We start from the raw sequence: 26,614 nt of genomic DNA on the forward strand, positions 1-26,614 counted from the left end.
GCCGCTCGACCCGGGACGGCGGTCCATTCAAGATGCCCCAGGGTTTCCCCCCAAAGCGACGTCGCCCGAATCAAGAGGCAAGAGTATACATGTTTTCTCCGCCTCGGCCAAGCCGCCCGCCCCACCACCGCGGCACCCCCGGCAGCCTGTCGCCCCAGCGCGACAAACCGCCCCCAGCCTCCGCCCTTGGCCGCCCACAAGCCCGACCCACCCTCCTCCTTTCGGAGGTACAGGGCGTATCATCTTGGATTCCAAGCTTGAGTAGCGCCGGCAGCCCACTTCCATGTTCAGAATCGACCTGCGGCGTCTCATCCTGTGGCTGTGTTTATGTTCGGTACTGGTGGCGCTGGGAAACAGCTTTTACGCCAGCTATCGGGTACAGCGCGAAATCCTCCTGAACAACACCCTGGAAGGCAATCGCGCATACGCGGCCAAGCTGGCAAGGACCACGGATAACTTCATCAAGACCACCCGGCAGGAATTGGCGTACAGCGCCAGCATGCTGTCGGATATGGAGACCGGTCCGGACCGTGCCGCCGATGAGACGCGTCGCCTGATGCGACAGAACGATCATTTCAATTCAGTGCTGGTGGTGGACGCTACGGGCCTGATACAAGCCGTGGATCCGCCCCTCACGAGCCTGGTGGGCGCGCGCCCGGACAGCGAGGCCGTGCGGCGCGCGCTGCGGTCCAAGCAGCCCGAGATCAGCGAGCCCTATCAGGGCATCACGGGACGCTGGGTCATCCTGAATTCCCACCCCATATTCGACCGCGAGGGTCGCTACATCGGCTTTATCGCCGGCACCTTGTACCTGCATGAGCCGAACGCGCTGCACCTGCTGCTGGGCGAACACTATTACCGCGACGGCTCCTACCTGTATGTCGTGGATCGCACCGGCAAACTGATCTACCACCCGGACGTCGGACGCATCGGCGAATCGGTGGGCACCAATCCCATCGTTGGCGACATCATGCGGGGCGTATCCGGTGAACGGCGCGCGCGCAATACCAAGGGCGTGGAGATGCTCGCGGGCTATGCCGTCGTCCCGTCCACCGGCTGGGGCCTGGTGGCCCAGCGGCCCGTGCTGGGCACACTGCAGCGCATGGACGATCTTCTTTGGCTGACCGTGCGCAATTCCCTGCCTTTGATGATCGTGCTGCTGCTTTGCATCGGCTGGCTCTCCAAGCTGATCGCCCAGCCCCTATGGCAGTTGGCCAGCGCGGCCAAGCAGATGGACGAACTGGACGCCTCCGACCGCATCCGCGGCGTGCGGTCGTGGTACTTCGAGGCGGCCCAATTGAAACGCGCGCTGCTGACCGGGCTGGGCAGCATCAATCACAAGATGCGCAACCTGCGGCGCGAGTCGACGACGGACGCGCTTACGTCGCTGCTCAATCGCCGCGGCCTGATGCGGGCCCTCGACGAGTTCGTCAGTACCGGCGTGCCGTTCGCGGTGGCGGTGGTCGACATCGATAACTTCAAAGCCATCAATGATCGCCATGGCCACGACACCGGCGACGACGTCATCCGCGTGCTGGCTTCGCTGATGCGCCACGGCTCCCGCAGCAACGACGTGCTGGCGCGCGCCGGCGGCGAAGAATTCACCATGCTGCTGCCCGCCACCTCGCTGGACGACGCGGTACGCGCCGCGGAACGCTTGCGTGTGTCGATGGAAGAGGCGGTGAATCCCACGGGCGGCACGGTGACGATATCGATCGGCGTTTCCCGCTGTCCCGACCACGGCAAGGACGTCTATGCCGTGATGAAAGAGGCGGACAAGGCGCTGTATTACGCCAAAAACCACGGCCGCAACCAGACCTGCGTCGCCGCGCCGGACAGTCCGGAGGGTTTCCTGGCGGTGGCGCGGCCAGGTGCAGCCTCCGCGCAGGCGGCGCGCTAACGCGTCTGGCGCGCCTTCGTCGCGGGGCGCGGCGGCGGGGCCTTGGGCGCCTGCTGCATCTCGTGCAACATCGTCGAACACTGGTTCTCCGCGCCCTGGTTGCTGGGGACGATCAAGGCCAGCAAGCCCGCTGCGGGCGTCAACGCGGCGCCCAGCGCCACCATCCCCGCCCCCCGCGCGAGCAGCGGTCCGACCTTCACCCCCGCCTTGGGATTCTTCAATGTCCCGTCCACGTACAGGGGCGAGCGCAGCGATATGATGCGCAGCCCCTTGCTATGCGGCGTGATATCCAGGTCGATGGCTTCGGATTTGAAGTTGACCGTACCATCGATATCGATAACCGCGTTTTCGGTATCGAAGACGAACAGGTCAGGCTTGGCCAATCCGTCTTTCAGGGCGATATCCGCGGCCGCGCAGTTGATCGGTACTTCTTCATCGCCGAACAGTTTGGCTACAACATAGTTGCCCACATTCAGGCCAGCCAGTTCCATCAGGCTGCTGCTGATAAGTCCGTCGTTGACCAGGATCTTGGTTTCGCCATTGGCGGAGCCCAGCAGAGCCGCGACCGAATTGCCGTTGGCGCTCAGCGCGGCATCGCCATTCAGTTCGCCAAGGCTGCGCCGCATACTCTGCAATTTGGGAAAGAGCTGCTGCAATTGAAGGCCGCGCGCGGAAACCTTGGCTCGCCCCGGCATCGGTTTCTTGGACCCGTCGAGGTGGATATCCGCATCCAGGGTACCGCCTGCCAGGCCGAAGCGCAGCGGGGTCAGGGCCAGCGCGCCGTCGTTCATCACCGCGCGCACCTGCAGATCGCTGATCGGAAGTTGGGCGGACTGGACGATTTTTTTGGCCTTCAGACTGACATCGGCGTCCATCGCGGCCCAGCGATCGGTGCGGAACTCCTGTACCGGCAAGGCCTTGTCCGGCGGCTGCTCCGACGGGCTGCCGCCGTCCGACGTGGCGGCCTGTCCGGATGCCCGCTCCGCGCGCGCCACCTTGGCGCTGTCCGAAGCGGCCTTGCGTCCGCTTCCCTTGCCGGTGTCCGCCCCTACCAGAGGTCCCAGGTCCGCGAAGCGCAGCAGGTTGGAGGTGAATTGCCCCTGAAGGCGGGGCCGCGGCTTGCCGTTGGTGAAGGTAAGGTCGCCGTGGATATCGCTATCCCCGACTTTGCCGTTGAAGTCCCGGTATTCATACACCGCGCCTTGCGGCTCGTTCAGACGCCCGACCAGGTGCCCATCCGTGCTGTAGGGCGGGGTATCCGGCAGCGCGACGCCGATCAGCGGATAGAGATCCGCCATGCTGGCGCCCGACAGGGTCAGACGCAGATCCAGCGCGCCCAGGTGCGTGGGATCGGTCAGCGTCCCCGTCGCCGACGCCTTGGTCTGGCCCACAGCCGCCTTCACTTCCACCGGGAAGGGTTTGGCGGTGTCCTGCATGGCCAGCACCCCGCCGATGCGCCCCTGGCCATCGACCTCCAGGCCCTTGTACTTGCCCTTTGCGCGCCAGCCGAACACGTAGGCATCGTCGCCACCCTGGGGCGGCTGCGACCCCGCCGTGGCACCGCCGCCCGGGGGCGGCGCCTTCCGGCCGGCCAGATCGCCGGCCACCGCCGCTCCCGCAAGATTGGCAATGGACACCGGCTTGCCCAAGGGATCCACGACGACTTGCATATCGGCCTGGCGCGTTTCGTCCAGGTACCCGATGGTGCCCTTGTCGAAGGCAATTTCGCGCACATCCAGCCGCCAGGCCGAGCCCTTGTCCTTTTCCTTGTCCGGGTCCTTTTCATCCTGCGGCGTGAAGACCCAGTTTGCGCTGCCGTCGGCCCGCCGCTCCAGGCTGACCGACGGTTCTCCCAGTTCGACCTGCCGCAAGGCGACGGTGTGCGTCAGCAAAGGCAGCAGGCCGACCCTGAAGCCCAGGTGTTTCAGGGTGGCAAATTGCGGCGCGCGGCCCCAGTCTGTGTTGGCCACCGAGATATCGGCGGCGGTTATCTGGGCCCACGGAATCCAGGCGCGCCAGCCATGGTCCTCGTGCGAGCGCCGCCACGCGAGCGCCAGGTCGCCATGGATCGCCACCGGCCGCCCCAGCGCCGCGCTGGCCTTCTCTTCCACAAAGGGCTTGAATCTGTTCAAGTCCAGGGTGGCAAGAAACACGATCGCGGCCACCAGGATTAAAATGACCGCTGCGCCGATACCGGCCAAAACCTTATATTTACGCGCCATTACGTCGCCTTCTTTTCAATCGCCGCCAGTCGGCGTGCCCGTCAGCAGGCGGCGGGGCGCATATTTCGTGCCACGGCGGTCCCTCCTCCCGCGGCGAATCCGCATTAACATTGCGGCCCGGGGCCAGTCCCCTCGCAACCCGTGCCCCATGCGTAGGGGCCATCCACGATAGACAAAGGCATGACGGCCAGGCGCCGCAATGCCGGGAGAGCCCATGCGGCAACTGTGTTTGATTTTCATCGTCGCGGCGCTGCTTATGTTGACCGTAAGCCGTCTTGCCCTGGCGACCTGGCAGCGCACGCGGGTACGCAATGCCGGCGGGCTGTGGCCGATCCTGCGGGGCGGCTGGCGCATCGACGCCCACGAAGTCGCGATCCTGGCGGTCGCGCCCGCGGTGTTCTCTCCCTGGCTGGGGCATTTCCCCACCGCCACGGCGATCGCATCGGTGTGGTTCCAGGCGGCGTGGCTATTGCTTGTCTTCATGGAAGTCGCGACGCCGCCCTTCATCCTGGAATACGATGCGCGGCCCAACCGGCTGTTCGTCGAATACCTCAAGCACCCGCGCGAAGTCTCCGGCATGCTGTGGCGCGGCTTCAAGGGACCGCTGGTGGGCGGCCTGGTGGTCGTGATCCTGGCGGCATGGATAGGCCATATGCTATTTGGCGCGCCGCGCCCCGATGCGCCGCTGGCATGGTGGCAGATGCCGCTGCTCAGCGTGGCCGCGCTGGCCGTGGGCATACTGGCCATCCGGGGCACGCTGCAGCACCGCCCCATCAATCCGTCGACGGTGGCCTATTGCAGCGACGGCATGTTGAACATGCTGCCCTTGAACTCGCTGTACAGCGTGCTGTACGCCGTCTACAGCATGAAGAACGAGAAATCGGCCTCCGCCGTCTACGGCAACATGCCGGATGACGAAATGCATGCCAAGGTACTGGAAGCCGCGGGCTTGCCGCTGCCGCCGGCCGATCCCGCCTACCCCAGCATGCATACGCAAACGCCGTCCCATCCGCGCGCGCGCCCCCTGAATCTCGTCATTATTCTGGAAGAAAGCCTGGGGGCGCAGTACGTCGCCAACCTGGGCGGGCAGCCCCTGACGCCATGCCTGGACGCCCTGGCGGCGGATGGCTGGAATTTCACCCGGGCCTATGCGACCGGCACGCGCTCGGTGCGTGGCCTGGAGGCCGTCGTCACCGGCTTTCCGCCGACACCGGCCCAGGCAGTGGTAAAGCTGCCCGATGCCCAGCGGGGCTTCTTCACCCTGGCCGACCTGCTGGGCCGACAGGGTTACCACTCGCGCTTCATCTATGGCGGCGAGGCCCACTTCGACAATATGAAGGGCTTCTTCCTGGGCAACGGGTTCGACCATATCGTGGATCGCGGCGAATTCGTCGACCCGCAATTCGTCGGCACCTGGGGCGCATCCGACGAAGACATGTTCAACCAGTTGCACCGCCTGTTAAGTGCGGACCAGGACCAGCCGACCTTCACCCTGGCTTTTACTGTGTCCAACCATACGCCGTGGGAATACCCCAGCGGGCGTATCCAGCCCGACGGCAATCCCGCCACGGTGGAAAACACGGTGCGCTACGCCGACTGGGCACTGGGGCGCTTCTTCGAGCAGGCAAAGAATTCACCCTATTGGGAAAACACGGTGTTCCTGATCGCGGCGGATCACGACTCGCGCGTCTCGGGCGCCAGCCTGGTGCCGGTGCGCCACTTCCACATTCCCTCCGTCATCCTCGGAGGCAGCGTGGCCGCGCGCCGCGACGATCGCATCATCAGCCAGATCGATCTCGGACCCACCCTGCTGTCTTTGATGGGATTGGAGAGCCGGCATCCCATGCTGGGCCGGGATCTGACCCGCCCGTTGCCGGACGGCGACCCCGGGCGGGCCATCATGCAATACGGCGACAACTACGGCTACCTGAAGGGAGACCGGCTGCTTGTGCTCGGTCCGCAAAAAGCGCCGGTGCAATACAGGTATGGAGCGCCCGAAACCTACGAGGCCGTGCCGGTCGACGAAACATTGGCGCGGGAGGCGCTGGCCCACGCGCTATGGCCCAGTTGGGCGTACCGCGAAGGACGCTACGCCCTGCCGCCGCTACACGGCGCGGCCAGCCGCGGCGTGCCATCGCTGCGTCCAGGGCTGGAACGCGCCTGACCGGTATTCTCGCGGCCCCGTTAGAAACAAATCGAAACGTCGGAGTCGTTTTGTATCATCACCTCCCCCGTGATGCGGGCGTTTTTGTTAAACGTGTCACACTACCGAACAGAACCCCATCGCCTGTGCTATCAGAGAACCTGCCAGAATGACCGACACTCCCCTTCAGATCCTGATCGTGGACGACAACGAGATGGCGTCGGAACTGCTGTCGGAATTCGTCGACCTGCTGGGCCACAAGTGTCGGGCGGCGGCAACCGGACGCGCGGCCATCGAGGCCTGCGACACGGCCCGGCCCGACATCGTCGTTACCGATATCGTGCTGCCCGATCTGGACGGCTATGAACTGGCCGCGCGCCTGCGCGCCCGGTTCGGCCAGGAAATCCGCATCATCGCGCTCAGCGGCCTGCCGCGAAACAACGACCGCGCGGAAGCCTCGAATTTCGATGCCTGGCTGGAAAAGCCGCTGGACTTGTCCGTCCTTGAACGTATGCTGGGCAACCCTGGAGAAACGTCGACATAATGCCAGCCGCCAATCATGACCTCCGTCTGGTAGAAGGCATCCAGCAAAGAATCCTGGCGCACGTCTTCCCCGTACTGCGCCATGATGCATTGAAGCCGCTGTCCAACGCCAAGCTCACAATCGTGCTGCTGGAGAAGGCCATCGCCAAGGGCACGCTGGCCTCCGCCGATCCGCCGCCCTTCATCACCGACCTGGATACCATGCTGGATGACAGCGTGGCCGCGATCCGGCTGTTGAACAACTGGTTCCAGGATGACGGCCCGGCGATGGACGTTAGCGCCATCGTCCAGGAATGCCGCCGCCTGGCGTTTTCGCAGTTGCTGCTTTCCGGCAAAAAAGTGCAGATCGATGACTTCGCCCAGGCCGCCCCGGTCATGCATCGCACCAGCCGCTACGTGCTGATGGCGTGGATGACCCTGGCCATCTACGGCTTGCCCGAGCGCGGTGTCCTGCATATCGAGCAGAATGGGCCCACTACTTTGGCGGCGCGGGCGTTGCCCGCGCCGGCGGACGCGACTACGCGTACCCTGCAGCCCGAAAGCCCGCCTCCCCTCTCGCTGGAGGAAGTGCATTCCATCGCGGCCTTTTACGGCTGGCGAATTGAAAAGCAGGACGACGGCTGGTTCCTGAACCTGCCACCACCTGAAAGCAGTTGAGAAACCGCGATGAGCGCCTCGCCTTCCGTCAATGCCGATCAGGAGCTTTCGCTCATCCCGGTGAGCGTACTGGGCCTGCGCGATGGAGAAGATTTTCCAGGCGTGCAGGAGCTCTGCCGGCTGACCGGGATTTTTTTTGGCGTGTCGATGTTTGCGGTAACTTGGCTGCGCGACGCCAGTCCGATAAGCCTGTGGTCCAGCGGCGCCTGCCGGCGCACATCGCAGTTGCTCGCGCGGTGGAGCTACCCGGCGCTGGACTCGCCGGACGTCGTCATCGCCACGCCCACCGAGCTTGCCTGGCAAGACTGTGTCACCCCCGAACCCGGCGTATCGGCCGCGCAGCGGCCGGTCGGATTCTTCGCCGCGGTGCCGCTGACGCTGGCCGACGGCACGCGCGTTGGCGCGCTCTGCATCGCCGATACCGATAGCCGGGCGTTTTCGGCCGACGATATCCAGCGCCTGCGCGACTTCGCCGCCATGACCAGCGAGGCCCTGCGCGCGCAAAAGGCGCTGGCCGACACCCGGCGCCGGGAACAATTGCTGTCCCGGGCCTTCCGCCTGGCCAAGGTCGGCGGCTGGGAATACAACGTCATCACGGGCAACCTGACCCTCAGCGAACAGGCCCTGGAAATCTACGGTATGGATACCAGCATCCAGCCGACGATCGAAACCCTGATGCGGCGCTTCTATCCCGGCGATGCGCTGATCGACACGCGTGAAGACTTCGCCCGCCTGCTGCGCGAAGGCCGCGGCTACGATTCGCGGCGCCGCATCCAGCGCCTGGACGGGTCCTCGCGGTGGATTCACGTCCTGGCGGAGCCTGAATCCCAGGAAGGACAGGTCGTCCGTGTGCATGGCCTGGTCGAGGACATCACCGACGAGGTCGAATCCCAGCGCCGCCTGCATGAATTGGCCTACACCGACAAGCTGACCGGCCTGCCCAACCGCGGCGCCTTCCTGCTGGAGCTCGCCCGCCTGTTTTCCCAGGCCGAACCCGTCGTCCTGATCTCCATCGACATCGACGGATTCAAGGACATTAACGACACCATCGGCCACCACGCCGGCGACCATCTGCTGATCGAAGTAGGCCGCCGCATCACCGCGTACTTTCCGGTCGGGACGTTCGTCGCCCGCGTGGGCAGCAACGAATTCACCGTCATCGCGACGGGCACCGCGACGGTGGAAGATCCGGTAGACCTGATGAATCACCTGCGCCTGCAGCTGAGGGCGCCCGTCCATTACGCCGACCAGATCCTGTCGGCCTCGGCCAGTATCGGCCTGTGCGCGTCGCCGGCCCAGGCAAGCGACGCCGACCAGATAGTACGCAATACGGATATCGCGCTCTACCATGCGAAAAAAGGCGGCGGCGACCGCACTGTGATGTTCGAGCCGGAGATGCGCGACCGGCTGGAAGAGCGGGTCCGGCTGTTGCGCAACGTGCGGCGCGGCATCGAACGCAAAGAGTTCATGCTGTATTACCAGCCCATCTACGATATGCGCACCCACACGCTATCGGGGTTCGAGGCGCTGATGCGCTGGTCATTACCCGAAAAAGGCATCCTGCCGCCCAGTTATTTCTCCGCGGCCTTCGATGACCAGGCGCTGGCGCCGCAATTGGGCGACGAAGCCTTGCGCAATGCCTTCGAGCAGATGCGCCGCTGGATAAACAAGGGGTTCGACTTCAAGCGGGTTTCGGTGAATGTCGCTGCCGCGCAATTCTATCGGCTGGACCTGGCCGGCCATATCCTGGACATGCTCGCGCGGTACGGGCTGCGGCCGGACCAGCTTACCCTCGAGATCACCGAAAGCGTTTACCTGGGGGCGGGCGCCGCCGCCGTGGAGGATGCGCTGCGCATCCTGCACCAGTCCGGTGTCGGCATCGCCCTGGACGACTTCGGCACCGGCTACGCGTCGCTCACGCAATTGCAGCGCTTCCCTGTGGATTCGCTGAAGATCGACAAATCCTTCGTCCAGAACCCCGATGCGGGTTCCATCGTCGACGCCATCATTGCGCTCGGAACGAGCCTGAACATACAGATCGTCGCCGAAGGCGTAGAAGCCGCGGAGCATCAGGAAGCCCTCTTGCAGCGCGGTTGCCGCTACGGCCAGGGTTATTACCTCGGCAAGCCCATGCCCGCCGAATTCTATGCATGATGCCTAGTTGATCAGGTAGTCCAGGCGACGGCGCTCGCCGCCCGGTCGTTTTCCATGCAAGGGGCCGGCTGGCAGTCCGCCGCGCCAGGGCCGCCATCGGCCAACTCTCCCAGATAGCGCGCTTCCAGCGCCATCCGCCGCCGCATCACCGCCTCTTCCACGCCACGCCTGGCCCGTTCGACAGTGCAGGCGTTACCGGTCTCGTAAGCGGTTTGCCACCAGTATCCGACATCGCGCATGTCCTCGAACCAGTCGATGCGCCCATGCGTCTTGCCCGCGATGTCGATGTAGTTCCAGGAGTAGATCTGCGAAACCCAATACATCGTCTCCATACTCATGTCCGGACTCCTCGCTTGAGGGCGCTCGCGAGGGTGGAAAACGAGGAAGGCGGAGGGAGGACACCAATCCCGCGATATCGCCACGCCTGCGAGGCCGGAGGCCATTCTAGGAAGCGAGGCTGGCGAAGGGTATCCGAAAAATCTGAGTCCGGCGCATTGCGTCCGCGGGACGATCACACGGGAATCTTCGACGCATCGCACCGCGCCCCATAGCGCGCATGCGCCGGATCGGACGGATTCGAACGCGGATTCTGACACGCTGTTCAGAGAGGGTTTCGTCCTATTTCCCACGGGCGAAAGGAACCCTTGCAAGACCGTTGAACACACCTGAATTTCTGCTTGCACACTTCGGCCGGGCGCGAAGGGTATTGCGCCATACTGGCCCGCCCGTGACCTTTTGGCTACCCCATGCGATATCTCCACGACAATCACCATGGCATCCAGGCGGCACCGCCCATCTCTTACGACGTGTCGACCACTACAACGAACGCCAATATAGCCATCGCCTCGTCTCACAGCGCCTACGAGGCTGTCTTCCGCGAACTGGTCCAGAACCACGCCACGCGCCTGCATCGCTTCATCATCAAGCACATCGGCAATTGCCCGGATGCGGAAGACCTTACCCAGCAGGCCTTCCTGGAGGCGGCCAAGTCCTATCACAGCTTTCGCGGCGAATCGCAGTTGTCCACCTGGCTGTACGGCATCGCCCTGAACCTCGTCCGCAACTACCTGTCGCGCGCGCCCGAATGCCGATACTTCTTCGTTGGCGAGGACGCGCTCAGCGACCATGCGTCGCAGGACCTGACGCCGGACGACGCCGCGGAGCAGAACCAGACCCTGCGCCTGCTGGAAGAATCCATCGCCGAGCTGCCGGAGAACATGCGCAGCATCCTGCTGATGATGGGACTGAACGACCTCACCTACGAGGAAGCGGCCGCTCGCTTGACCGTACCCGTAGGCACCATACGCAGCCGGCTGTCGCGTGCGCGGGCGGCCCTGCGCTCCAAGCTGGAAACCAAGGGCATTCGGCTGGACGCCTGAAGCCGGCGACGTTCCCGACCGGCTGCCGGGAACGCCCAGGGCGCGATACCTGGGGCTTTCAATCCGCAGCCGACCCTTTCTGCAGCACGCGCGTTGGGCCCGCCTGCAGCAGTCTCAGCGTCCGGTCCGCCCCATCGGCATACACCGTGGAGCGCGCTCCGCCATCCCAGGACCACCCCACGGCATCGCCCCACTTGAGCAAGGGCTCCGGGATCACCGGCGCGCCGTTGATCTGTACCAGGCGTGGCCGTATGACGAACATGCGCTCCCAACGCTTGCTGGTCTTTCTCTTGTGCGAGAACAACGCCCCCAGGCCCGGGATATCGCCCAGCAAGGGGACCTTGTTGATCTCGTCTTCGTTCCCGCTGCTGTTGTAGCCGCCGATCAGCAATGCCTGTCCATCCCCCACCACCGCCAGCGTGCTGATGCTCGTCCTGCCCACCAGGGGCAGCCCGTCCTTGAAATCTTCCTGCGAGATCTTGCCGTCCTCGATATCGACCGACAGCTCGATCGCGCGGCCTTCGCCGCCATCGATGAAGCGAGGCGTCACCCGCAATGAAGTGCCGACGGTGACCTCGCGGACATCCGCGATGCGCTCGCCCGTCAACCTGATATAGAAGGTCTTGGACAGATCGATCAGGGCCCCCATGTTGTCCGCCGTCAGGATGGACGGCTTGGACAGGACGTTCGCATCATTGTTGTTCTGCAGGGCATTCAAGCGGGCCAGCAGCGAATCGGCCACGCTCAGGCCAACCGTTCCCATGGGCAGGCTGCCCGGCGACAATTTGCCGTCGGGCCTGGCGGGCGACGGGTCGCTATAACCGTAGCCGAACTGGGTCTTGCCCACGCGGCTGCCCCAGCGCACACCCAGCTCGTTGGTCACCTCGGCGCGCACGTCCACGATCATCGCCTCGATCTCGATCAGCGTGGTGGGTACGTCCAACTGCGAGATCAGGGAGCGGTACACAGCCATGCGCTCCGGAATGTCCTGCACGATGATGGCGTTCAAGCGCGGGTCCGCCTGTATCGTTGCTGCGCGGGTGCGCCGGCCTCCCTCGAACGCCGTACCGCGACCCGCCACCGGCGGCCTGCCTGCCGGCGATGCCGGGCCGGCGGTCACCGGCCGGGGTTCGTACAGGGGCGGCTGTTCCCGCAAGGGCGCCGCCATCGCCGACAGAACGGAATTGCCCGCCCCTGGGCCGCTGCCGTCGACGAGCTCGCGCAGGATCGTCGCCAGGCCCGGCGTGGTGACGGACTGGTCTCGATACCGCACGACACGGTCATTGACCGATGCGTACTTCAACCGGAACACCGCCACCTCCTGTCTGCCCGCAGTCGGGGGTAGCGCATTGATGGTGCGCTCGATCAGCGCGACGTAGGCGGGTGGGCCCGAGACCAGGGCCAGTCCCTGGTCCGGCAATTCTCCCCATCCGAAGCGGTCGTCGATCACGCCAAGCCGGTCCAGCGCGTCGCGCAGACCGGCAATGGCGCCGTTGCCTACGCTGATCGTCTTGGTGACCATGGCGCTGGCCGGGCTGACGAACAGCGTACCCGCGTACACGAACCAGTTGAAGCCATAAACGCCAGCAAGCTTGTCCAGGAACTCGGTCGGATTGCCGGCCGTGAACTTGCCATTGACCAGGCCGCCGATACCCGGCGCCGATTGCAGCGTCAGGCTGAAGCCGCTGGCGAAGCGCCGCAGGACATCCTCCAGCGACTCGTCGGATGCGAAATAGGTATAAGGCGCCGACGGCCACGAAGGCGCGGCCTCGACATTGGGCGCGCAAGCGCACGCGGCGATGGCCAGGCCGAGCCTGGGCATCGCCTTCCGACCGAAGGAATACCACCGCTGAAACATCGTTGTCCAAGTCATTGATCAACCAAAATATGCGCCTTCTACAGAAATCCCGGCGGACCTGCCTTGTCTTCCATCGCCAGATCGCGTACGGCACGCAATACGTGCGCGACCGGGACGACGAGCTCGCTCGGGATGTATTCGTTTTCGCGCGCGTCGGCCAGCAGCGCGCGCGCCAGCGGCACATCGCGCATCACGGGGATGCCGCAACGGCGCGCCATGTCTATCATCTGCAGCGCCACGCCGTCGCGCCCTTTCGCCACGACGATAGGCAGCGGAGTCTGGTCGGGCACATAGCGCAGGGCCACCGCGATATGGGTCGGGTTGACCACCAGCGCCGAGGCCTTGCGCACGGCCTCCGCCGGGGCGCTATTGCCCATTTCCTGATGCAGGCGCTTGCGCTGCTGCTTGATCTCCGGCTGCCCCTCCATATCCTTCTGTTCCCGCTTGACCTCGTCCTTGGTCATCATCAGGCGCTTGTTGCGTTGCCGCCGCTGCCAGCCCATATCGAGCCCGGCAATCAGCAAGCAGAACACCGCCGTATAAAGCAGCATCATCCGGAACAGGCCGCCATTGACGGTCAGGACACCCTCGAGGCCGCCATGCACCGCGTATACCAACGGGCCCAGGCCGGAGCGCAGCAGCACCCAGGTCAGCAGGGAGAAACAGACGATCTTGACGGTCGACTTCAGCACCTCGACGAGGTTCTTCATCGAGAAGATGTTCTTGACGTTGGAGACGACATTCAGCTTGCTGCCCGATGGCTTGGCCTTTTCGGGTGCGAACAGGACACCGATCTGGCCGAACTCCACGAACAGCCCGAACCCCAGGACGATAAGAAGAAAGGGCCCTATCAGCCCGATGCCTTCGCGCAGGCAGATGCTGCTCGCGGCCTTCAGCGCATCGCCGAATTCCATGGTGACCAGGGTGCCAGGTGCCGCGAGCAATCGCAGCAGGGACGCAAGAATATTCTGACCATTCAGCACCACATATGACAGCAAGGCGAGCGTCAACAGGGTCTGGCTGAAGTCGCGGCTATAAGGGACATCCCCTTTCTTGCGCGCATCCTGCAGCTTCTTCGGCGTCGGCTTTTCTGTTTTTTCGCCGCTCACGAAGCCCGCCAGAGGTTTGCCAGGAACGGAAGCAGGTCGATCGAGCGCCTGGCCTCCTGGTCGACATGCCCGAAAAGAATGCCGATGTACAACACGAGCACGAACAGCGCCAGGCCGGTTTTGATGGGCATGGCCAGGAAGAACACCTGCAGCTGCGGGGTGAAGCGGCTGGCCAGCCCCAGGCCCAGCTCGGCCAGCAGCATGATGATGATGACAGGTGCCGCCAGCAGGACCACCAGGTGCATCAGGCGGTCCATCTGCGCGAGCAGCACGGAAAAGGCTTCGTGCCGCAGCGTAGGGAGCCACTGCCAGGGATGCCAGAGACGGTAGCTGTCGTACAGGATGGACAACAGTAACGGACATCCGCCGCCCACGAAAAAGAAGACCCCATACGCCAGTTGCATCAGGATGGCGGTCGGCGTGGTTTCGCCGCCCATGGTCGGATTGAGCAAGGCGCCCATGCTGGCACCGCGCTGGTAGTCGATGACGGTGCCCACGGATTCGACTACCCAGAAAGGCATCGCCAGGAAGAATCCCAGCACCATCCCGATGAATGCTTCCTTGACCACCAGCAGCAACACCTCGAATAGCGTAAGGTCGGCCAATGCCGCGCCCGCCGAGACCTGCGGCATCACCACCAGCGCGAGCGCAATGGCGATCCCCCCCCGCAGCCGGCCTGGCAGTATTTGTCTGCTGAAGACGGGGAGCATCATGCAAAGGAGCAAAATCCGGGGCTGCGTCAGCGTGATGGACAGCAGCAGGTCATATACCGCGGCGTAGCTGCCGACCTCCTTCATGCGGTTACCCTCTCGTTATCGGATGGCGCGGAACGATTCGAAGATCGACAGCGAATAATTGAAAATCTCCGTGCCCATCCACCCGGCGGTCAGCAACAGCGTCACGAAGACCGCCAGCAGCTTGATCGCGAAGGAAAGCGTTTGCTCCTGGATCTGCGTCAGCGCCTGGAACAAGGAAAACAGGGTCCCCACCACGGACGCAACGACCAGGGGCGGCAGCGATAACCAGAAGATCAGATACAGCGCTTCCTTCAGGTAGAAGATAAGTTCGGCGACGTTCATGCTGGCATTTCTAGGTATACGAAAGCACCAGGCCCTGGATCAGCTTGGTCCAGCCGTCCAGCATCACGAACAGGAAGAGCTTCAAGGGGATGGCAATCGTGACCGGAGACACCATCATCATGCCCATCGCCAACAGGATGTTGGAGACGATCAGATCGATGATGATGAACGGCAGGTAAAGCAGGAAGCCGATCTGGAACGCCGCGTTCAGCTGCGAAATCACGAAAGCGGGTACCAGCACGAGCAGATTGTCCTCTTGCAGGCCGCTGGCCTGCTCCTGCCCCCACAATGACGCCGCGGTATCCATGAAGAAGCGCCGTTGGGCCGGACTGCTGTGCTTCATCATGAAGGCGCGCAGCGGCGCGGCCCCATTCCGGACCGCCGCCATCAGGGTGTCGAAGCTTTGCGCGGGCGCGCTCTGCGCCGTCGCGGCCTGATAGGTATTCCTGGCCTCCTCCACGACTTTGCCCAGGACCGGTGCCATGACATAGACCGACAGGATCAAAGCGAGTCCGTTCAGTGCCATGTTGGGCGGAATCTGCTGGACGCCGATCGCGTTGCGCAACAGTGCCAGCACGACGGAAATCTTCAGGAAGGACGTCGTCAGCATGATGGCCAGCGGCAATACCGCCACGCACGAGATAACGACGATCAGCGCGACCGGATCGATATTGCTCAGGCCCATGTATCGCGGCCCGGGATCAAGGTCAGCACCCGCGCGCCTATCCTGCCATCGATATCCACCAGTTCCGCTGTCCCGATAAAGGTACCGTTCGCACGGATATGCACGGGCCCGGCATCGATCGGCCGCTGAAGATCAAAGAACTCCCCTGTCCTCAGGCGGCGCAGCTCGCCCAGCGTCATGCTGTGTTCGCCCAGGTCGAAAACCAGGCGCACCGGGATGCGATCCACATCCGGTCCCGCGCCTGGGCTTGCGGGCTCCACCGCGCAGGCAGGCGCGGCTGCGCCATCCTGGGCCAGGGACGGGTAGTCATCCTCTGCAGGCACATCGGGCAGCCCAGGCGGGCGATAGCCCTCCGCCGCCGGCGTCGCATCCTGGTCTGTCGGATATGCGCTTTCCCTCGGCAGGGAGTCGTCCTCCGGCGCATAGCCGCTTGCCGTCGGGTGAAAATCGTTCATGAGTAAAGAGCTCCATTCCTGAATGACGACATATCGTGGCGCGCCCAGCTCGCTTGCGCGCACGCGCACGCCCTGGCCGTCCGCGGTGGCCAGCCATACCTCGCCGTCCGGGGCTGCTAGGCTCCGATCAAACAGCACAACGTCGCCCACCTCCAACGCGCCGACATTCGCCGCATCGAGCAAGGTTTCGCCCACCAGTGCCAGCAGGGGGACAGACAGCGCGTCCAGAAATTCAGGAACGCTGCCGCAATCCGGTGCCGGATTGCGGGCGAGGACATCGCCCAGACGGCGCAAGCCGGCGTCGTCCACCGCGAGTTCCGTTTCGACGGTGCGCGCCGCATCGGATGACCATATCGATACTGTCCAGGCATAGGGGTACACCGCCGGGCTGCGGGAGGCCCCGTCGGCGAGCACACGTATCCCCGGACACATGGCCGTGACGTCCAGACCCGCCATCGCGTCCTGGACCATGGCGTCCCACGCCGCATCCACGAATCGCGGCGGCAACGCGTCGATCTGCAAGTCGGGCATGCGGACGGCCAGCCAGTCGTCGCAGATGCTCGAAGGCACGCGAATACGCATCCGCGCGTCATTCCACTCGAGATCGATACTGCGACATGCCTCGGCATCCGCATTTTCGCCTTGATCGGGGCAGGAATGGTCTGATGAACGGCTAGCCGGACATCGCGCATGCATACGGATATTCCACGGCCGCGCAGATGCGTCTGCCCCGACAACCGGGATCGGAGTCAACGTGCGATCGCCGCCATGCCGGGCGATCATCGTCAATGCCCGCGCCTGGGCCTGCGTCCACCGGGCCAGCCTTAGCGGTTCCGGCATCGTCATACGGGCTCCGAGGGTAGCGCTGCGGGAACGGCATCGGCACGGACTTCCAATGCAAGGCGATCGCCGTCATGCGCCGCCACCTTGACCGAGACGTCGCGCGACAACTCCCTGGATACCCGCTCGGCCAACGCCGGCGCACCTCGGCGCAATCGTTCCCGGGATAGCGGATGCACGCTGACGAAGTCGACCGCAAGCCGGCCCTCCTGTTCGAGAACGGAAAGCCGTGTGGCCGGCAGCAGGTCGTTCTCCAGTGCCATGCTGATCGCGCGTCCACCGTCCTGCAGCGTCTCCAGGTAAACCTTGGCCACGGTGCTCCCCAACGCAGCCAGATCCAGCGTAGGTGCCGGGGCTGTTTCCTGGACGTCGGTTTGCCGCTCTTCGATGCCCCCGTGCCTGGCGGCGATGCGGGCGATTTCATCCTGGCGATCCGGGCGCCCCGCGCCGAGCTCGGCAGCCACGCGCGCTTCGGCCGCATCGAAGGCCACCGCGCGCGGGCGCTCGCCGGCATCCGCCAGGAGCGCTCTGAACAATGCGGCGTCCTTCGGATCCACGTCCGCCCCGAACGACAGCATGCGCAGTCCCTCGGTCCCGGGCAACCGCCGGCTCATTCCCTTGCCACGGTGCGGGATCGGACCACCGGCCATTTCGCCGGGCACGGCTGGGCGCCCGGGCGTCGACACATTCATCTTGCCTGCCTCCTGATTGACCCATGGCGCGCGGCACGCCCGCCGCCATCCTTCCGGCGATCGCGGAACGCCTTTGCCGGCGGGTTTTCCTTCATATGACGCGTCTGCCATGCAGCATCACCGCGGTCTCGTCCAACGCGTCCTCCAGGGTTTTCTCTTCCGCGGCGGCGCATTGACGGCGGTAGATCTCCAGGGCCTCTACGGACTTTCTCGTCGCCTTGGCCGCGGCGGCCCGCGCGGAACGCCCCTGATCCAGGGCCGCCTGGGCCTGATCCCGTTTTTCCGCCGCCGTGTCCGCCGCGCGTTCCAGCGCGCGCGTCCGCTGACGTAGCGCGTCCACCTTGCGGAAGGCCCGTTCAAGCGCCCGCCGATCGACCGGCGCCGCCATCAGCTCCGCATACAGGGCAGCCTCCTCGTCGCCGGCCTGGCAGCGCCAGGAAGCCAGCTGCCGCTGTTCGCGCTGCAGGTGGGCATGCGCCTCCGCGCAGTCGCGCTGCAGGCGTCCAAGAGCGCGCACGGCGCGATCCTCGCGCAGGTTCCTCAGCGCGACAAGATTCTGCCGCAGGCTGCCGCGCCCCCCCGTCATCCGTGCACCAGATCCATCATTCGTCCCACGGCACCGTCGAAACTGTCTTTCTCGTCGGCGTGTTGTTTCAGGAACCGGCGTATATCGCCGATCTTGCGCACGGCCTCGTCGGCCACCGGGTCGTTGCCCGGCTGGTATTCGCCGATGTTAAGAAGCAGTTCGATCTCGGCGTGCTTGGCCATCAGCTCACGGAGGCGGCCGGCCGCAGCCGCATGTTCGCGCTGGACTACCCGGCCCATGACCCGGCTGGCCGAGGCCAGCACATCGACGGCGGGAAAGTGGTTCTCGGCGCCGAGCTTGCGGGAGAGGACGATATGCCCGTCCAGGATGGACCGGACTTCGTCGGCAACCGGCTCGGTCATGTCGTCGCCTTCCACCAGAACGGTATAGAAAGCGGTCATCGACCCATGCTCGCTCATGCCGGCGCGTTCCAGCAACCTGGGCAGAACGGCGAAAACGGACGGCGGAAAGCCACGCCGTGTCGGCGGCTCTCCCGCCGCCAGGCCGATTTCACGCTGCGCACGGGCGAAGCGGGTGACCGAATCCATCAGGAACAACACACGCATACCCTGGTCCCGGAAGTATTCCGCGATGGCGGTGGCGACGAAAGCCGCCTTGACGCGCTCCATCGCCGACCGGTCGCTGGTGGCGCAGACGACGACGCTATTGCGCAAGTTGTCACCCAGCTCCCGCTGCAGGAACTCACCCACTTCCCGGCCGCGCTCGCCGATCAAGGCCACCACGCGCACGTCGACATCCGCGCCGTTCGCCAGCATTCCCATCAGGGTCGATTTGCCGCCGCCGGCGGCGGCAAATATACCCATGCGCTGCCCTTCTCCGCAGGTCAACAGGCCATCGATGACCCGGATGCCAAGTTGAAGCGGGCGTTGTATCGGCCGCCGTGTCAGTGGGTGCGGCGCCGCTCCCAGCACCGGGTAGGTCTGCGCGGTGTTCAGCGGCCCCCGCGACGCTTCGTCCATGGGCCGGCCCAGGCCATCCAGCACGCGCCCGAGCAACTCCATCCCCACCGGGACGGTCAACGCGCTGTCCGTGGGAATGACTTCCGTGCGGGGCGAGATGCCGCGTGTATCGCCGATCGGCGTCAAGAGAACCGCGTTGTCGGAAAAGCCGATGACTTCCGCCTTGATAGCCTCGCCGCCGTCCGGATCCCTCAGGATGCAAAGCTGGCCGACGCGCGCACCCGTCACCGCCGCCCGGATGATCGTGCCAGTGACCTGAGTGACCCGACCGACCACCTCCAGCACACGGGCATCGGCCACCCGCGCACGCATTCCCTCCACGATGTGATCAAACATTGCCGGCTTCTCGTGGGCGATCGCGGTCTTCGCCGTCGGCCGACGGGGCGATCTGTTCGAGCGCATGCTGCAGGACATCGAGCTGCCCCGCCAGGCTGGTCTCGATCGTTCCCACCGGCGTTTCGATGCGACAAGCCGCGCGCTCGTACCGGTCGTCCGCCACCACATCCACGTACTCCACGCTGGGGAACCGCGACAGCAGCGATTCCAGATTCCGGCGCACCAGCACGGCATCGTCCGTATGGACACGCAACAATATCTGCTTCTGCTGGCGCAGTAATGCCAATCCGCCGCGGACGACGGCGAGCACACGGTCGGTATCGTCGAAATCGGCCACGATCCTGCGCAGCGATGCGACCACCACAGCGACGATATCGGCTTCGACCTGCTTCAGATAAGCCGATGTCCGTTCGCGGATACGCAACATGGCGGCTGCCTGCTCAAGCTGCGCGGCCTGCTGGCCGTCGGCATAACCACGTTCCCGCTCGGCACGGTAGACATCACGCGCCTGTTCCACGATACGCCCGGCATCCGCGCGGGCCTGGGACAGGAGCTGCCGCGCATCCACGAAAGCCAGGTGTTCCGCACGCCTTACGACCTTGCCGACCGGAGCAACGCGGGCATCCCGACCGGAATCGCCGTCATCCGGGCGTGCATCCAGAAGAAACGTCATCACCGCCTCCCGAGCATCGAACCTGCATGCACGGCCGTCACCAGGGCCATCGCCGCATCGCTATCGACCGCCGCGGCGACGGCAGGATCCATCGTGGCGACCGCCGCACCTGAAGCATCGCGGTGGTGCGGATTACCGCGGTTCGCATCGCCCGGGGCCGAATCGCCGACATCCGGTTCGTCCCTAGCAAACGCGTCTGCCGAGACAAGCGGAAGCTTCAGGAACAGGCGGCGCCCAATCTCTGGAGGTGCGGGCCGGAAGGCGGCATACATCGCGGCATAACCGGCACGCGTCACATGACGCAGGGCTTGATCCGCGTCGCGGAACATTTCGCCCGGCAAGCCGGGATGCAGTGTCCGGCCATCCCTGATCCAGCGCAGCGCATCGTCACCCAGGCGTGCGCGCAAGGCACGCACCGTTTCGCCCGAAATGGCGTAGCGCAGGCGGGGGGTGCAGAGCACCACGCCTATCTGCCGCGCCAATGCGGCCAAGGCATCGGTACCCAGCACCGCAACCGCCAACCCGGCGGTCGTCAGATCAGTGATAGGGTTGTCCAGCAACGCTTCCCGTTCGAGTATCCGCCGGGACCAGTAACGGTGCCACACCGGCGCGGACGCCGGACGGGCAGCAAGCGCGGCAACATAGGCCGCAAACTCCGTATCCCCGGCTCGCGACGGATGTAGTGTCCTACTGGGCAGAAAGTTGAAGACAACCATCGCCCGTTCGCACAGCGACAAATCAGACATGGATCAGCCCTGCTCCAAGCTGTCCAGATTCGGGACCCTGACCGGCATATCGCCAAGCGTCGCGCCGACCCGCCGGCTATGCCACGCCCAGATGCCGATCGCGATCAGCGCACAGGCCAGCGCGGCGCCGCCCACTATCCACCAGCTCGAAGGAGTGGAGGCTGCTCCCGCACCATCGCGCATCGTGCCCGCAGCCGGCTGGCTCGTCGAGCGCGCACCCGCACCGGCGGGCCGCTGGGCCACCACCAGAACGACCGAAACCCGGTCTTCGCCGAGTTCCGGGATAGCATGCGCGACCAAGGTCCTGATCTGGGGTTTCAGCACATCGAGGTTGAAACCAGCCTGGTGTTTGATGAATATGGCGGCGCTCGCGGGTGTCTTGGCGATCCGGGCCGCATCCTGGTCGGGTAGTACCACGTGGACCCTGGCGACCAGCACGCCATCCATCTTCGACAACGTACTTTCGAGCTCCTGGGACAAGGCATAGATATAGCGCGCCCGCTCTTCCAATGGCGATGAGATCATGCCTTCCTTGTGGAAGATTTTTCCCATGCCTTCGAACCGCGCGCGTGGCAGGCCCTGCTGGCGCAGCACGTTCAACGCCCGGGCGACATCGGATTCCGCCACTGATATCGTGACGCCGCTTTTCCTGATCTGTTTTTCCGCCGGAATCGCGGCTTGCAGCAGCGTGCCCAGAATCTCGTTGGCCTCGCTGTCCGTGCTCGACGAGAACAGTTCGACCCGACTGGAGCATCCCGCGAGCATCACTATCCCGGCCAGGATGATCCACCCCCCCAGACGCCCCGGGCAGCGGCCCCGACGCGGCGCGATCCCACACGGTCCTTGAGCCAATATCGTCCAGGCGCGGGACCAGACCACCCTTACCAGGCAGAACACTTGCGACAAGGATTGCAAACTCAGCCCCGCGACATGACATCGGCCGTATGGGACACTTTTCCCAAAGCCTTGCTGACAACGTCGATCGCGACGGACACCCTGCTCGTCGTCCGCACCAGCTTCAAGGCATCCCGTATGACGCTGCCGTCCAGGACGGGGCGCTGTTCCAGGTCCGACGCCATTGATCGAGCCTGCTCCCAATCGTTCGATATCCCCGCCAGGCCGCCGCGCATACCCTGGACGATATGCGTCAAGGGAGAATCCCCACCCGCTTCGGACGTATCATCCGAGGCGCGCGCGCCCGCCGTATCGCCGTATTCGGACGACGGCGCATTCAGCGCCGCCAGGAACAACTCGACTTGCATAGGGTTGGCCGGGACGGACGGCTGTCCACTGGCCAGTGGGTCCGTAACCTGATCCCGTGATGCGACTTTCAATTTGAACTCCTGTGTGGAAAGTATCCGGCTCGCGCTTATTCGCGCATCGCGCTGGATAAGGTGGGCACGAGGTCCGGGGCGAGGTCGCCTTTCGCGATGGCGCGCGAGAGTTTTTTCTCCGCGGCGGTCCGATGCCCGGCATCCCGCAACATCAAGCTTGTGCAAATCGCGGCCAGCCCGTGCTCCGGATCCAGGCCCGGCGTCCGGTCCACCACGGCAAGGCCTGCCTCGGGACGGCCGGCGAGCATGTGCACCATGGCCAGCCCCAATCCGACGGAGGGGTTGTCCGGACGCAAAATACGCAGGCTGCGGAAGATGGTCTCCGCGGCCTGCGTCTGCCCCAGGAACGCGCCGATAAAAGCGATTTCGGCGAGTTTCTGGGCGACTTTCCCGTCCACGAGCATGTCTCGCGGCACGCCGACGCCCTTCTCCGCCGCCGAAGATCGGGAGTGGGACGAAGACGACACGTCACTGGAATCGCGTCGAACAGTATGCAATACCATCTGCCTGCCTGCTGCGTGGAAGAGAAAGTCGAAAACGGGCTAAGCCGAAAGCTAGGCCGTCATTTGCTCGCCCTGGATGGCCGCCCTATCGACGAGATCGTGCGTGTAGTTCTTTATCATGTCCGCGTCCGATTTCAGGTTCTGTCCGACACGGTCCATGGCGCGCCTCGTGCCATCGTCCGCGTCCTGCACGTTGTCGCGGCTTATCGCCAATAGCTGCTCCAGCTTGCGCCGGTCTGCCGCCGTCATGTCGACCGCGTATTGCGCGTTGGAAAGTTCGAACTCTTGCCAGCCGTTGCCCACACCCATCAGCCCATTGGTTGCGTTCAGCGCCGACTGTCCGACCTTCGCGCCGACTTCCAGCCTGGGCTGCCATGCGACGGCCGTATCCTTGAAGGTCGTTGCGGCGCCCCTCAACGACGCGGTGGTCGCGGTTTTGGCGGTTTGCATGACGTCCTTGAACAAGGCCGCCAACTCGTTGAACCGTCCCGATGAATCGCGCAGGACCTGGAGCAGCTTCGACACATAGGGCTCGATAGCATGCAGGAAACTCTTCAATGCGTCGGAAACGAACTTGGCGGCGTTCGACGCCGCGGATCCCGCCGCGTTGCCGGCACCCGATGCGGCCTTGGTCACCGCGTTTGCCGCCCCGCTACCCCATGTCATGGCGATATTGGCACCCACGATCACGATCATTCCGAAGATCTGCCCCCATTGCTCGGCCTTTTCGATTGTCGCCTTGCTTGCGCCGACGGCCTTCGCGATGGTGCCGAAAAGCCTGGAGATGGGCGTGGGATCCGAAAGGATCACACCCAGGATGGAACCTACCACATTGGCCAGGCCGTCGGCACCCTTTTCAGAGACGAGCGATCCCACGGTCTTGATGGCTTTGGACACGGATTCGATGACGTGGACGTCGCACTTTTGCAGCACATGATTAGCCAGGCCCAGCCCGGCCATTGCCAGCATGGGCCATGCGGCGCCGCCGGTGGCAATCATCGCCACCGCGGCGACCGCGACCCCGATGTAGGGCATGTAAGGACCGAGGTTTTCCGACACCCAGCTGGTCAGCCGGTTGTACCAGGTCCCTGCCTTCTCGTTGAGTTCATTCGACTTTTTTTCGGATTCCTGGATGCTGTTCAGCTTCGCATCCATGATTTTGTCGGCGTAGGCCTGCATCTGCTCATTGATGCGATTCGACTCGCCGTTGACCTGAGCGGCATTGGCCTCTTTGGTCAGCTTCTGCGCCTCGCCAACCAAATAGCCCAGGTTCAGGGGCGACGGAACGGCCACCGGCGGCGTCGACGGTTCGTCCGGGGACGCCAGCTGCGGCGCACCGTTCGCATCGAACAGCGTGTCCGCCCGTTGTTCGTCGGACGACTTGCTTTCCATATCAAAGGGTTTCGCGACGATTTGGCTCAGTGTGTCGACGAACAGATCGACAGCGTTGCGGGGCTGCAGGGCGCTTGAATCGCGGCCTGCCTCCGCCGGTGTGCCCGTAGGCCAGAAGAGCCCGGCGGCGTTCTGAAAACTTGTATCCATAGCGACCCTCGAATAAAACTGATAACTTCTTTACGCCAAAGTGCGGACGGCTGCGCGCAGGTACTCCAGGCGCATATCGTTCACTTTTTCCACGCGCTTGGCCGCGTCCGATACATCGCCGTTGCGCCGGCGCAGGATGTCCAGGGAAAGCTGGGCATCGCTATCGCGCAGTTGCCCTTCGAGATCCTGGTACTTCTTCTGGACGTCGTACTCCGTGCCATTCTTATCGCCGATTGCGGACGAGAGGCTACCCAGCCCCTGTTGCACGTACTGGCCGGACTGTCCTACCCTGTTCCACGAATCCAGCTTCTGGCCGCGGGGTGTATACGCCGACATATTGGTCATGCTGCCTTCAGCGCTGGCCTTGCTCATTTGGTTTGCGCTACCCGCGACGCTGCCCAGCGTGATGCCCCCGGCCAACATGGACAGCACACCGGATGCCGCCCTGCCGGCGCAGCGCCACCAGGCCGCGTCCTTTTCCTTATCGCAGCTTTCGTATACCGAAGCCTGCTTCTTTTGCAGAGAAGCTTCGCGCCGCATCATGGAATCTTTCATGTCGCGAGCGTTTTCCTTCACGGCCGCCTCTCCCAAGAGCTGTTCAGCCTCGGCCATCGCGCGCAACACGGCGGATGCCGACGTGACGGGCGGAGGCAGATCGGCGCCACCCTGATACGAGGTTTGCATTGCCATACCGGACATCGTCGATGCGGATATATTGGACATAACGAACACTCCTTAATATTGGAAATTTCGAATAGAAGCGCGGAAGTGCGCGAAAAAATACGAAATCGGTGAATCAGGCGGCAGGTCTCAGCCGGGCCAGGAGTTGATTGCAGCGCCGCCTCACCGGTTCATGCTCGGCCTTGCTGCACATCGCGCGTGCGAGGTCGAATGACGCCAGCGCGCGGGCATGCTTGCCCATCGCGCGGAAACAATCGCCCGCATGCATGACTACGGCGGGATCGTCCGCATCCATGAGTGCCGCCACGGAATACATTCGCATGGCCTGTTCATGGTCTCCGAGCATCTGGGTGGCGGCCGCCAACCCCTTCATATACCGAGGCTCGTGATGGTCGTACGTCACCAGTTGCGCGAAGAGATGCTGCGCCACGTCGTATCGGCCTTCGGCATACACCTTATAGGCCACGGCGTACAAGGTGTGCCTATCCTCCGCCGGAATCCCGACGGAATCACCCAGAGGGCGCCCGTCCTTGAGGATCTTGCGCACCTGGGCCAGGATATCGGCCCCCTGAACCCGGCCGCGATAAGCCGCTGCCATCAGACAGAACCCGGAATCCGCGCGTAGCCCATGCCGATCGATTGATTGGCCTTGATCAAGCCCTGGACACTGGTCTGGTGCTGGCTGATGTTGCCGACCAGCATGCCCTGCTGCGAGTTCGCCATGGTCTGGAACCCGGAGATTTCATCGCGGAGTCCGTCCAGCCGGGTCCTAAGGGTTTCCAACTCGCCCTTGGTGGAATTCTCCGATCCCGGAACCATACCGATGTCCTTCAACATGCGGTTCATTTCCGACAGTTTTTCCTTGTCATAGGCCGGCCCCCCTTTGTAGCTGGTATCTTCGCTTTCCTTGGCTCGCTTGGCGAGAATGTCTTCCAGTTGCTTGAGCGAAGGGTTGTTGTTCTCCTTGCCGCTGGGAATCGGGAAGAGCTCGAGGAAGTCTCCCACAGCCGCCCGCACCTCGTTGTTCTGGCGGGTTTTCCTGATAAGCCGCGCTGACTCCCTGTTGTTCTGAACCAGTGTGTCTCCATGCGACTGCGAGACTTCATTGCTTGTCGCGATTGCGTGGCTTATGGCCTGCTGCCAGGTGTGGATGGGTATGTCGGCATAGGCGTTCCGCAAGGCTGGGCCACCTCCGGTATCGCCATAGCTACCGTAGGCGCCATGCCTGGGCGCACCGATTGATATGTACATTCTGAACTCCTTGTTTGCCGCAAAGAGCCCGCAAGGCGGACTCGCGGCGTAGGTGCCTCCCCGCCAAGGTCCGGTTCCGCCCAGCGGCGTCACGCATTCAACACTTCATCCGATATTTCGATGACGACGGAACGGAACGCCACCCGGCCGTTACTACCGTGACCTTACACACAGCCAATTCATGCCCAGAGCTGGCAGTGTCATGCCCGCCGGTTGCGAGAGTCCCATTGCGGATGCGCGCATCAAGCAGTGTTACCGCCGCCGGC

At 64.1% G+C, this 26,614-nt stretch carries 26 protein-coding genes; 6 read left to right on the plus strand and 20 right to left on the minus strand.

What is annotated here, in order from left to right:
- Window positions 1-283 precede the first annotated feature (283 nt).
- Entirely contained in the window at window positions 284-1,900 is a 1,617-nt protein-coding gene (locus ACO1P8_RS05345; RefSeq protein WP_486294869.1) for a sensor domain-containing diguanylate cyclase, read from the plus strand.
- Here the strand turns inward: ACO1P8_RS05345 and ACO1P8_RS05350 are convergent.
- Window positions 1,897-4,122 carry an AsmA family protein gene (locus ACO1P8_RS05350; protein WP_486294870.1) on the minus strand — a complete coding sequence of 742 codons (2,226 nt, stop codon included), beginning with the start codon at window positions 4,120-4,122 and terminating at the stop codon, window positions 1,897-1,899. The two genes, ACO1P8_RS05345 and ACO1P8_RS05350, sit on opposite strands and share 4 nt — an antisense overlap.
- 214 nt (window positions 4,123-4,336) lie before the next feature.
- Between ACO1P8_RS05350 and ACO1P8_RS05355 the strand changes: the two genes are divergently transcribed.
- The 4 genes from ACO1P8_RS05355 (at window position 4,337) to ACO1P8_RS05370 (ending at window position 9,619) form a co-directional block, all read left to right on the plus strand.
- On the plus strand, window positions 4,337-6,286 hold the full coding sequence (locus ACO1P8_RS05355; protein WP_486294871.1) for an LTA synthase family protein: 1,950 nt from the start codon (window positions 4,337-4,339) through the stop codon (window positions 6,284-6,286).
- A 148-nt stretch (window positions 6,287-6,434) separates the two neighbouring features.
- Window positions 6,435-6,809 (plus strand): response regulator, encoded by a 375-nt coding sequence (locus tag ACO1P8_RS05360; protein WP_486294872.1) that lies wholly within the window; start codon window positions 6,435-6,437, stop codon window positions 6,807-6,809.
- Entirely contained in the window at window positions 6,809-7,465 is a 657-nt protein-coding gene (locus tag ACO1P8_RS05365) for a hypothetical protein (RefSeq protein ID WP_486294873.1), read from the plus strand. The genes ACO1P8_RS05360 and ACO1P8_RS05365 overlap by 1 nt, the downstream gene beginning before the upstream one ends.
- Before the next feature lie 9 nt (window positions 7,466-7,474).
- Window positions 7,475-9,619: a putative bifunctional diguanylate cyclase/phosphodiesterase gene (locus ACO1P8_RS05370; protein ID WP_486294874.1), complete on the plus strand. Its 2,145-nt coding sequence runs from the start codon at window positions 7,475-7,477 to the stop codon at window positions 9,617-9,619.
- A gap of 11 nt (window positions 9,620-9,630) precedes the next feature.
- Here the strand turns inward: ACO1P8_RS05370 and ACO1P8_RS05375 are convergent, their stop codons facing one another.
- A complete protein-coding gene (locus ACO1P8_RS05375) occupies window positions 9,631-9,957 on the minus strand; it encodes a hypothetical protein (protein ID WP_486294875.1) in 327 nt (108 codons plus the stop codon).
- A gap of 408 nt (window positions 9,958-10,365) precedes the next feature.
- Between ACO1P8_RS05375 and ACO1P8_RS05380 the strand changes: the two genes are divergently transcribed.
- Window positions 10,366-10,998 (plus strand): RNA polymerase sigma factor, encoded by a 633-nt coding sequence (locus ACO1P8_RS05380; RefSeq protein WP_486294876.1) that lies wholly within the window; start codon window positions 10,366-10,368, stop codon window positions 10,996-10,998.
- 58 nt (window positions 10,999-11,056) lie between these two features.
- Here ACO1P8_RS05380 and sctC read toward each other — a convergent pair whose 3' ends face one another.
- From sctC to ACO1P8_RS05470, 18 genes are all read right to left on the minus strand, one after another.
- On the minus strand, window positions 11,057-12,820 hold the full coding sequence (gene sctC, locus ACO1P8_RS05385) for a type III secretion system outer membrane ring subunit SctC (protein WP_486294877.1): 1,764 nt from the start codon (window positions 12,818-12,820) through the stop codon (window positions 11,057-11,059).
- Between the two features lie 74 nt (window positions 12,821-12,894).
- Window positions 12,895-13,965: a type III secretion system export apparatus subunit SctU gene (sctU, locus tag ACO1P8_RS05390; RefSeq protein WP_486294878.1), complete on the minus strand. Its 1,071-nt coding sequence runs from the start codon at window positions 13,963-13,965 to the stop codon at window positions 12,895-12,897.
- The gene (gene sctT, locus ACO1P8_RS05395; protein ID WP_486294879.1) at window positions 13,962-14,762 is read right to left on the minus strand and encodes a type III secretion system export apparatus subunit SctT; all 801 of its coding nucleotides are present in this window, start codon (window positions 14,760-14,762) and stop codon (window positions 13,962-13,964) included. The genes sctU and sctT overlap by 4 nt, the downstream gene beginning before the upstream one ends.
- Before the next feature lie 15 nt (window positions 14,763-14,777).
- Window positions 14,778-15,044: a type III secretion system export apparatus subunit SctS gene (gene sctS / locus ACO1P8_RS05400; RefSeq protein ID WP_094843447.1), complete on the minus strand. Its 267-nt coding sequence runs from the start codon at window positions 15,042-15,044 to the stop codon at window positions 14,778-14,780.
- A 10-nt stretch (window positions 15,045-15,054) separates the two neighbouring features.
- Window positions 15,055-15,723: a type III secretion system export apparatus subunit SctR gene (sctR, locus tag ACO1P8_RS05405; protein WP_486294914.1), complete on the minus strand. Its 669-nt coding sequence runs from the start codon at window positions 15,721-15,723 to the stop codon at window positions 15,055-15,057.
- Window positions 15,720-16,967 carry a type III secretion system cytoplasmic ring protein SctQ gene (gene sctQ, locus ACO1P8_RS05410; protein ID WP_486294915.1) on the minus strand — a complete coding sequence of 416 codons (1,248 nt, stop codon included), beginning with the start codon at window positions 16,965-16,967 and terminating at the stop codon, window positions 15,720-15,722. Before sctQ ends, sctR begins: the two co-directional genes overlap by 4 nt.
- Before the next feature lie 59 nt (window positions 16,968-17,026).
- Window positions 17,027-17,638, minus strand: coding sequence for a hypothetical protein (locus ACO1P8_RS05415; protein WP_486294880.1), 612 nt, complete (start codon window positions 17,636-17,638; stop codon window positions 17,027-17,029).
- Between the two features lie 169 nt (window positions 17,639-17,807).
- On the minus strand, window positions 17,808-18,302 hold the full coding sequence (gene sctO / locus ACO1P8_RS05420) for a type III secretion system stalk subunit SctO (RefSeq protein WP_486294881.1): 495 nt from the start codon (window positions 18,300-18,302) through the stop codon (window positions 17,808-17,810).
- Window positions 18,299-19,618, minus strand: a complete 1,320-nt coding sequence (gene sctN, locus ACO1P8_RS05425; RefSeq protein ID WP_486294882.1) for a type III secretion system ATPase SctN — start codon at window positions 19,616-19,618, stop codon at window positions 18,299-18,301. The genes sctO and sctN overlap by 4 nt, the downstream gene beginning before the upstream one ends.
- Complete coding sequence (locus tag ACO1P8_RS05430; RefSeq protein ID WP_486294883.1) at window positions 19,611-20,291, minus strand: HrpE/YscL family type III secretion apparatus protein; 681 nt, start codon at window positions 20,289-20,291, stop codon at window positions 19,611-19,613. The genes sctN and ACO1P8_RS05430 overlap by 8 nt, the downstream gene beginning before the upstream one ends.
- Window positions 20,291-21,037, minus strand: coding sequence for a SctK family type III secretion system sorting platform protein (locus ACO1P8_RS05435; protein WP_486294884.1), 747 nt, complete (start codon window positions 21,035-21,037; stop codon window positions 20,291-20,293). The genes ACO1P8_RS05430 and ACO1P8_RS05435 overlap by 1 nt, the downstream gene beginning before the upstream one ends.
- A 3-nt stretch (window positions 21,038-21,040) precedes the next feature.
- Window positions 21,041-21,934 (minus strand): type III secretion system inner membrane ring lipoprotein SctJ, encoded by an 894-nt coding sequence (gene sctJ / locus ACO1P8_RS05440; protein ID WP_486294916.1) that lies wholly within the window; start codon window positions 21,932-21,934, stop codon window positions 21,041-21,043.
- 20 nt (window positions 21,935-21,954) lie between these two features.
- Window positions 21,955-22,299 (minus strand): hypothetical protein, encoded by a 345-nt coding sequence (locus tag ACO1P8_RS05445; protein ID WP_486294885.1) that lies wholly within the window; start codon window positions 22,297-22,299, stop codon window positions 21,955-21,957.
- Between the two features lie 107 nt (window positions 22,300-22,406).
- Window positions 22,407-22,769 (minus strand): tetratricopeptide repeat protein, encoded by a 363-nt coding sequence (locus ACO1P8_RS05450; protein WP_486294886.1) that lies wholly within the window; start codon window positions 22,767-22,769, stop codon window positions 22,407-22,409.
- A 156-nt stretch (window positions 22,770-22,925) separates the two neighbouring features.
- Entirely contained in the window at window positions 22,926-24,266 is a 1,341-nt protein-coding gene (gene sctE, locus ACO1P8_RS05455) for a type III secretion system translocon subunit SseC family protein (protein WP_486294887.1), read from the minus strand.
- Window positions 24,267-24,446: 180 nt separating this feature from the next.
- A complete protein-coding gene (locus tag ACO1P8_RS05460) occupies window positions 24,447-25,139 on the minus strand; it encodes a hypothetical protein (protein ID WP_486294888.1) in 693 nt (230 codons plus the stop codon).
- A gap of 73 nt (window positions 25,140-25,212) precedes the next feature.
- Window positions 25,213-25,695, minus strand: a complete 483-nt coding sequence (locus ACO1P8_RS05465; protein WP_486294889.1) for a SycD/LcrH family type III secretion system chaperone — start codon at window positions 25,693-25,695, stop codon at window positions 25,213-25,215.
- Window positions 25,695-26,348 (minus strand): hypothetical protein, encoded by a 654-nt coding sequence (locus ACO1P8_RS05470; RefSeq protein WP_486294890.1) that lies wholly within the window; start codon window positions 26,346-26,348, stop codon window positions 25,695-25,697. The genes ACO1P8_RS05465 and ACO1P8_RS05470 overlap by 1 nt, the downstream gene beginning before the upstream one ends.
- Window positions 26,349-26,614: the final 266 nt, after the last annotated feature.

The organism is Bordetella sp. (assembly GCF_057362025.1).

Bases quoted from the DNA above. Each gene is read 5' to 3' on its own strand.
- ACO1P8_RS05345 (WP_486294869.1), top strand. From the start codon at position 284: ATGTTCAGAATCGACCTGCGGCGTCTCATCCTGTGGCTGTGTTTATGT.
- ACO1P8_RS05350 (WP_486294870.1), bottom strand. From the start codon at position 4,122: ATGGCGCGTAAATATAAGGTTTTGGCCGGTATCGGCGCAGCGGTCATT.
- ACO1P8_RS05355 (WP_486294871.1), top strand. From the start codon at position 4,337: ATGCGGCAACTGTGTTTGATTTTCATCGTCGCGGCGCTGCTTATGTTG.
- ACO1P8_RS05360 (WP_486294872.1), top strand. From the start codon at position 6,435: ATGACCGACACTCCCCTTCAGATCCTGATCGTGGACGACAACGAGATG.
- ACO1P8_RS05365 (WP_486294873.1), top strand. From the start codon at position 6,809: ATGCCAGCCGCCAATCATGACCTCCGTCTGGTAGAAGGCATCCAGCAA.
- ACO1P8_RS05370 (WP_486294874.1), top strand. From the start codon at position 7,475: ATGAGCGCCTCGCCTTCCGTCAATGCCGATCAGGAGCTTTCGCTCATC.
- ACO1P8_RS05375 (WP_486294875.1), bottom strand. From the start codon at position 9,957: ATGAGTATGGAGACGATGTATTGGGTTTCGCAGATCTACTCCTGGAAC.
- ACO1P8_RS05380 (WP_486294876.1), top strand. From the start codon at position 10,366: ATGCGATATCTCCACGACAATCACCATGGCATCCAGGCGGCACCGCCC.
- sctC (WP_486294877.1), bottom strand. From the start codon at position 12,820: ATGCCCAGGCTCGGCCTGGCCATCGCCGCGTGCGCTTGCGCGCCCAAT.
- sctT (WP_486294879.1), bottom strand. From the start codon at position 14,762: ATGAAGGAGGTCGGCAGCTACGCCGCGGTATATGACCTGCTGCTGTCC.
- sctS (WP_094843447.1), bottom strand. From the start codon at position 15,044: ATGAACGTCGCCGAACTTATCTTCTACCTGAAGGAAGCGCTGTATCTG.
- sctQ (WP_486294915.1), bottom strand. From the start codon at position 16,967: ATGATCGCCCGGCATGGCGGCGATCGCACGTTGACTCCGATCCCGGTT.
- ACO1P8_RS05415 (WP_486294880.1), bottom strand. From the start codon at position 17,638: ATGAGCCGGCGGTTGCCCGGGACCGAGGGACTGCGCATGCTGTCGTTC.
- sctO (WP_486294881.1), bottom strand. From the start codon at position 18,302: ATGACGGGGGGGCGCGGCAGCCTGCGGCAGAATCTTGTCGCGCTGAGG.
- sctN (WP_486294882.1), bottom strand. From the start codon at position 19,618: ATGTTTGATCACATCGTGGAGGGAATGCGTGCGCGGGTGGCCGATGCC.
- ACO1P8_RS05430 (WP_486294883.1), bottom strand. From the start codon at position 20,291: ATGACGTTTCTTCTGGATGCACGCCCGGATGACGGCGATTCCGGTCGG.
- ACO1P8_RS05435 (WP_486294884.1), bottom strand. From the start codon at position 21,037: ATGTCTGATTTGTCGCTGTGCGAACGGGCGATGGTTGTCTTCAACTTT.
- ACO1P8_RS05445 (WP_486294885.1), bottom strand. From the start codon at position 22,299: ATGCAAGTCGAGTTGTTCCTGGCGGCGCTGAATGCGCCGTCGTCCGAA.
- sctE (WP_486294887.1), bottom strand. From the start codon at position 24,266: ATGGAAAGCAAGTCGTCCGACGAACAACGGGCGGACACGCTGTTCGAT.
- ACO1P8_RS05460 (WP_486294888.1), bottom strand. From the start codon at position 25,139: ATGTCCAATATATCCGCATCGACGATGTCCGGTATGGCAATGCAAACC.
- ACO1P8_RS05465 (WP_486294889.1), bottom strand. From the start codon at position 25,695: ATGGCAGCGGCTTATCGCGGCCGGGTTCAGGGGGCCGATATCCTGGCC.
- ACO1P8_RS05470 (WP_486294890.1), bottom strand. From the start codon at position 26,348: ATGTACATATCAATCGGTGCGCCCAGGCATGGCGCCTACGGTAGCTAT.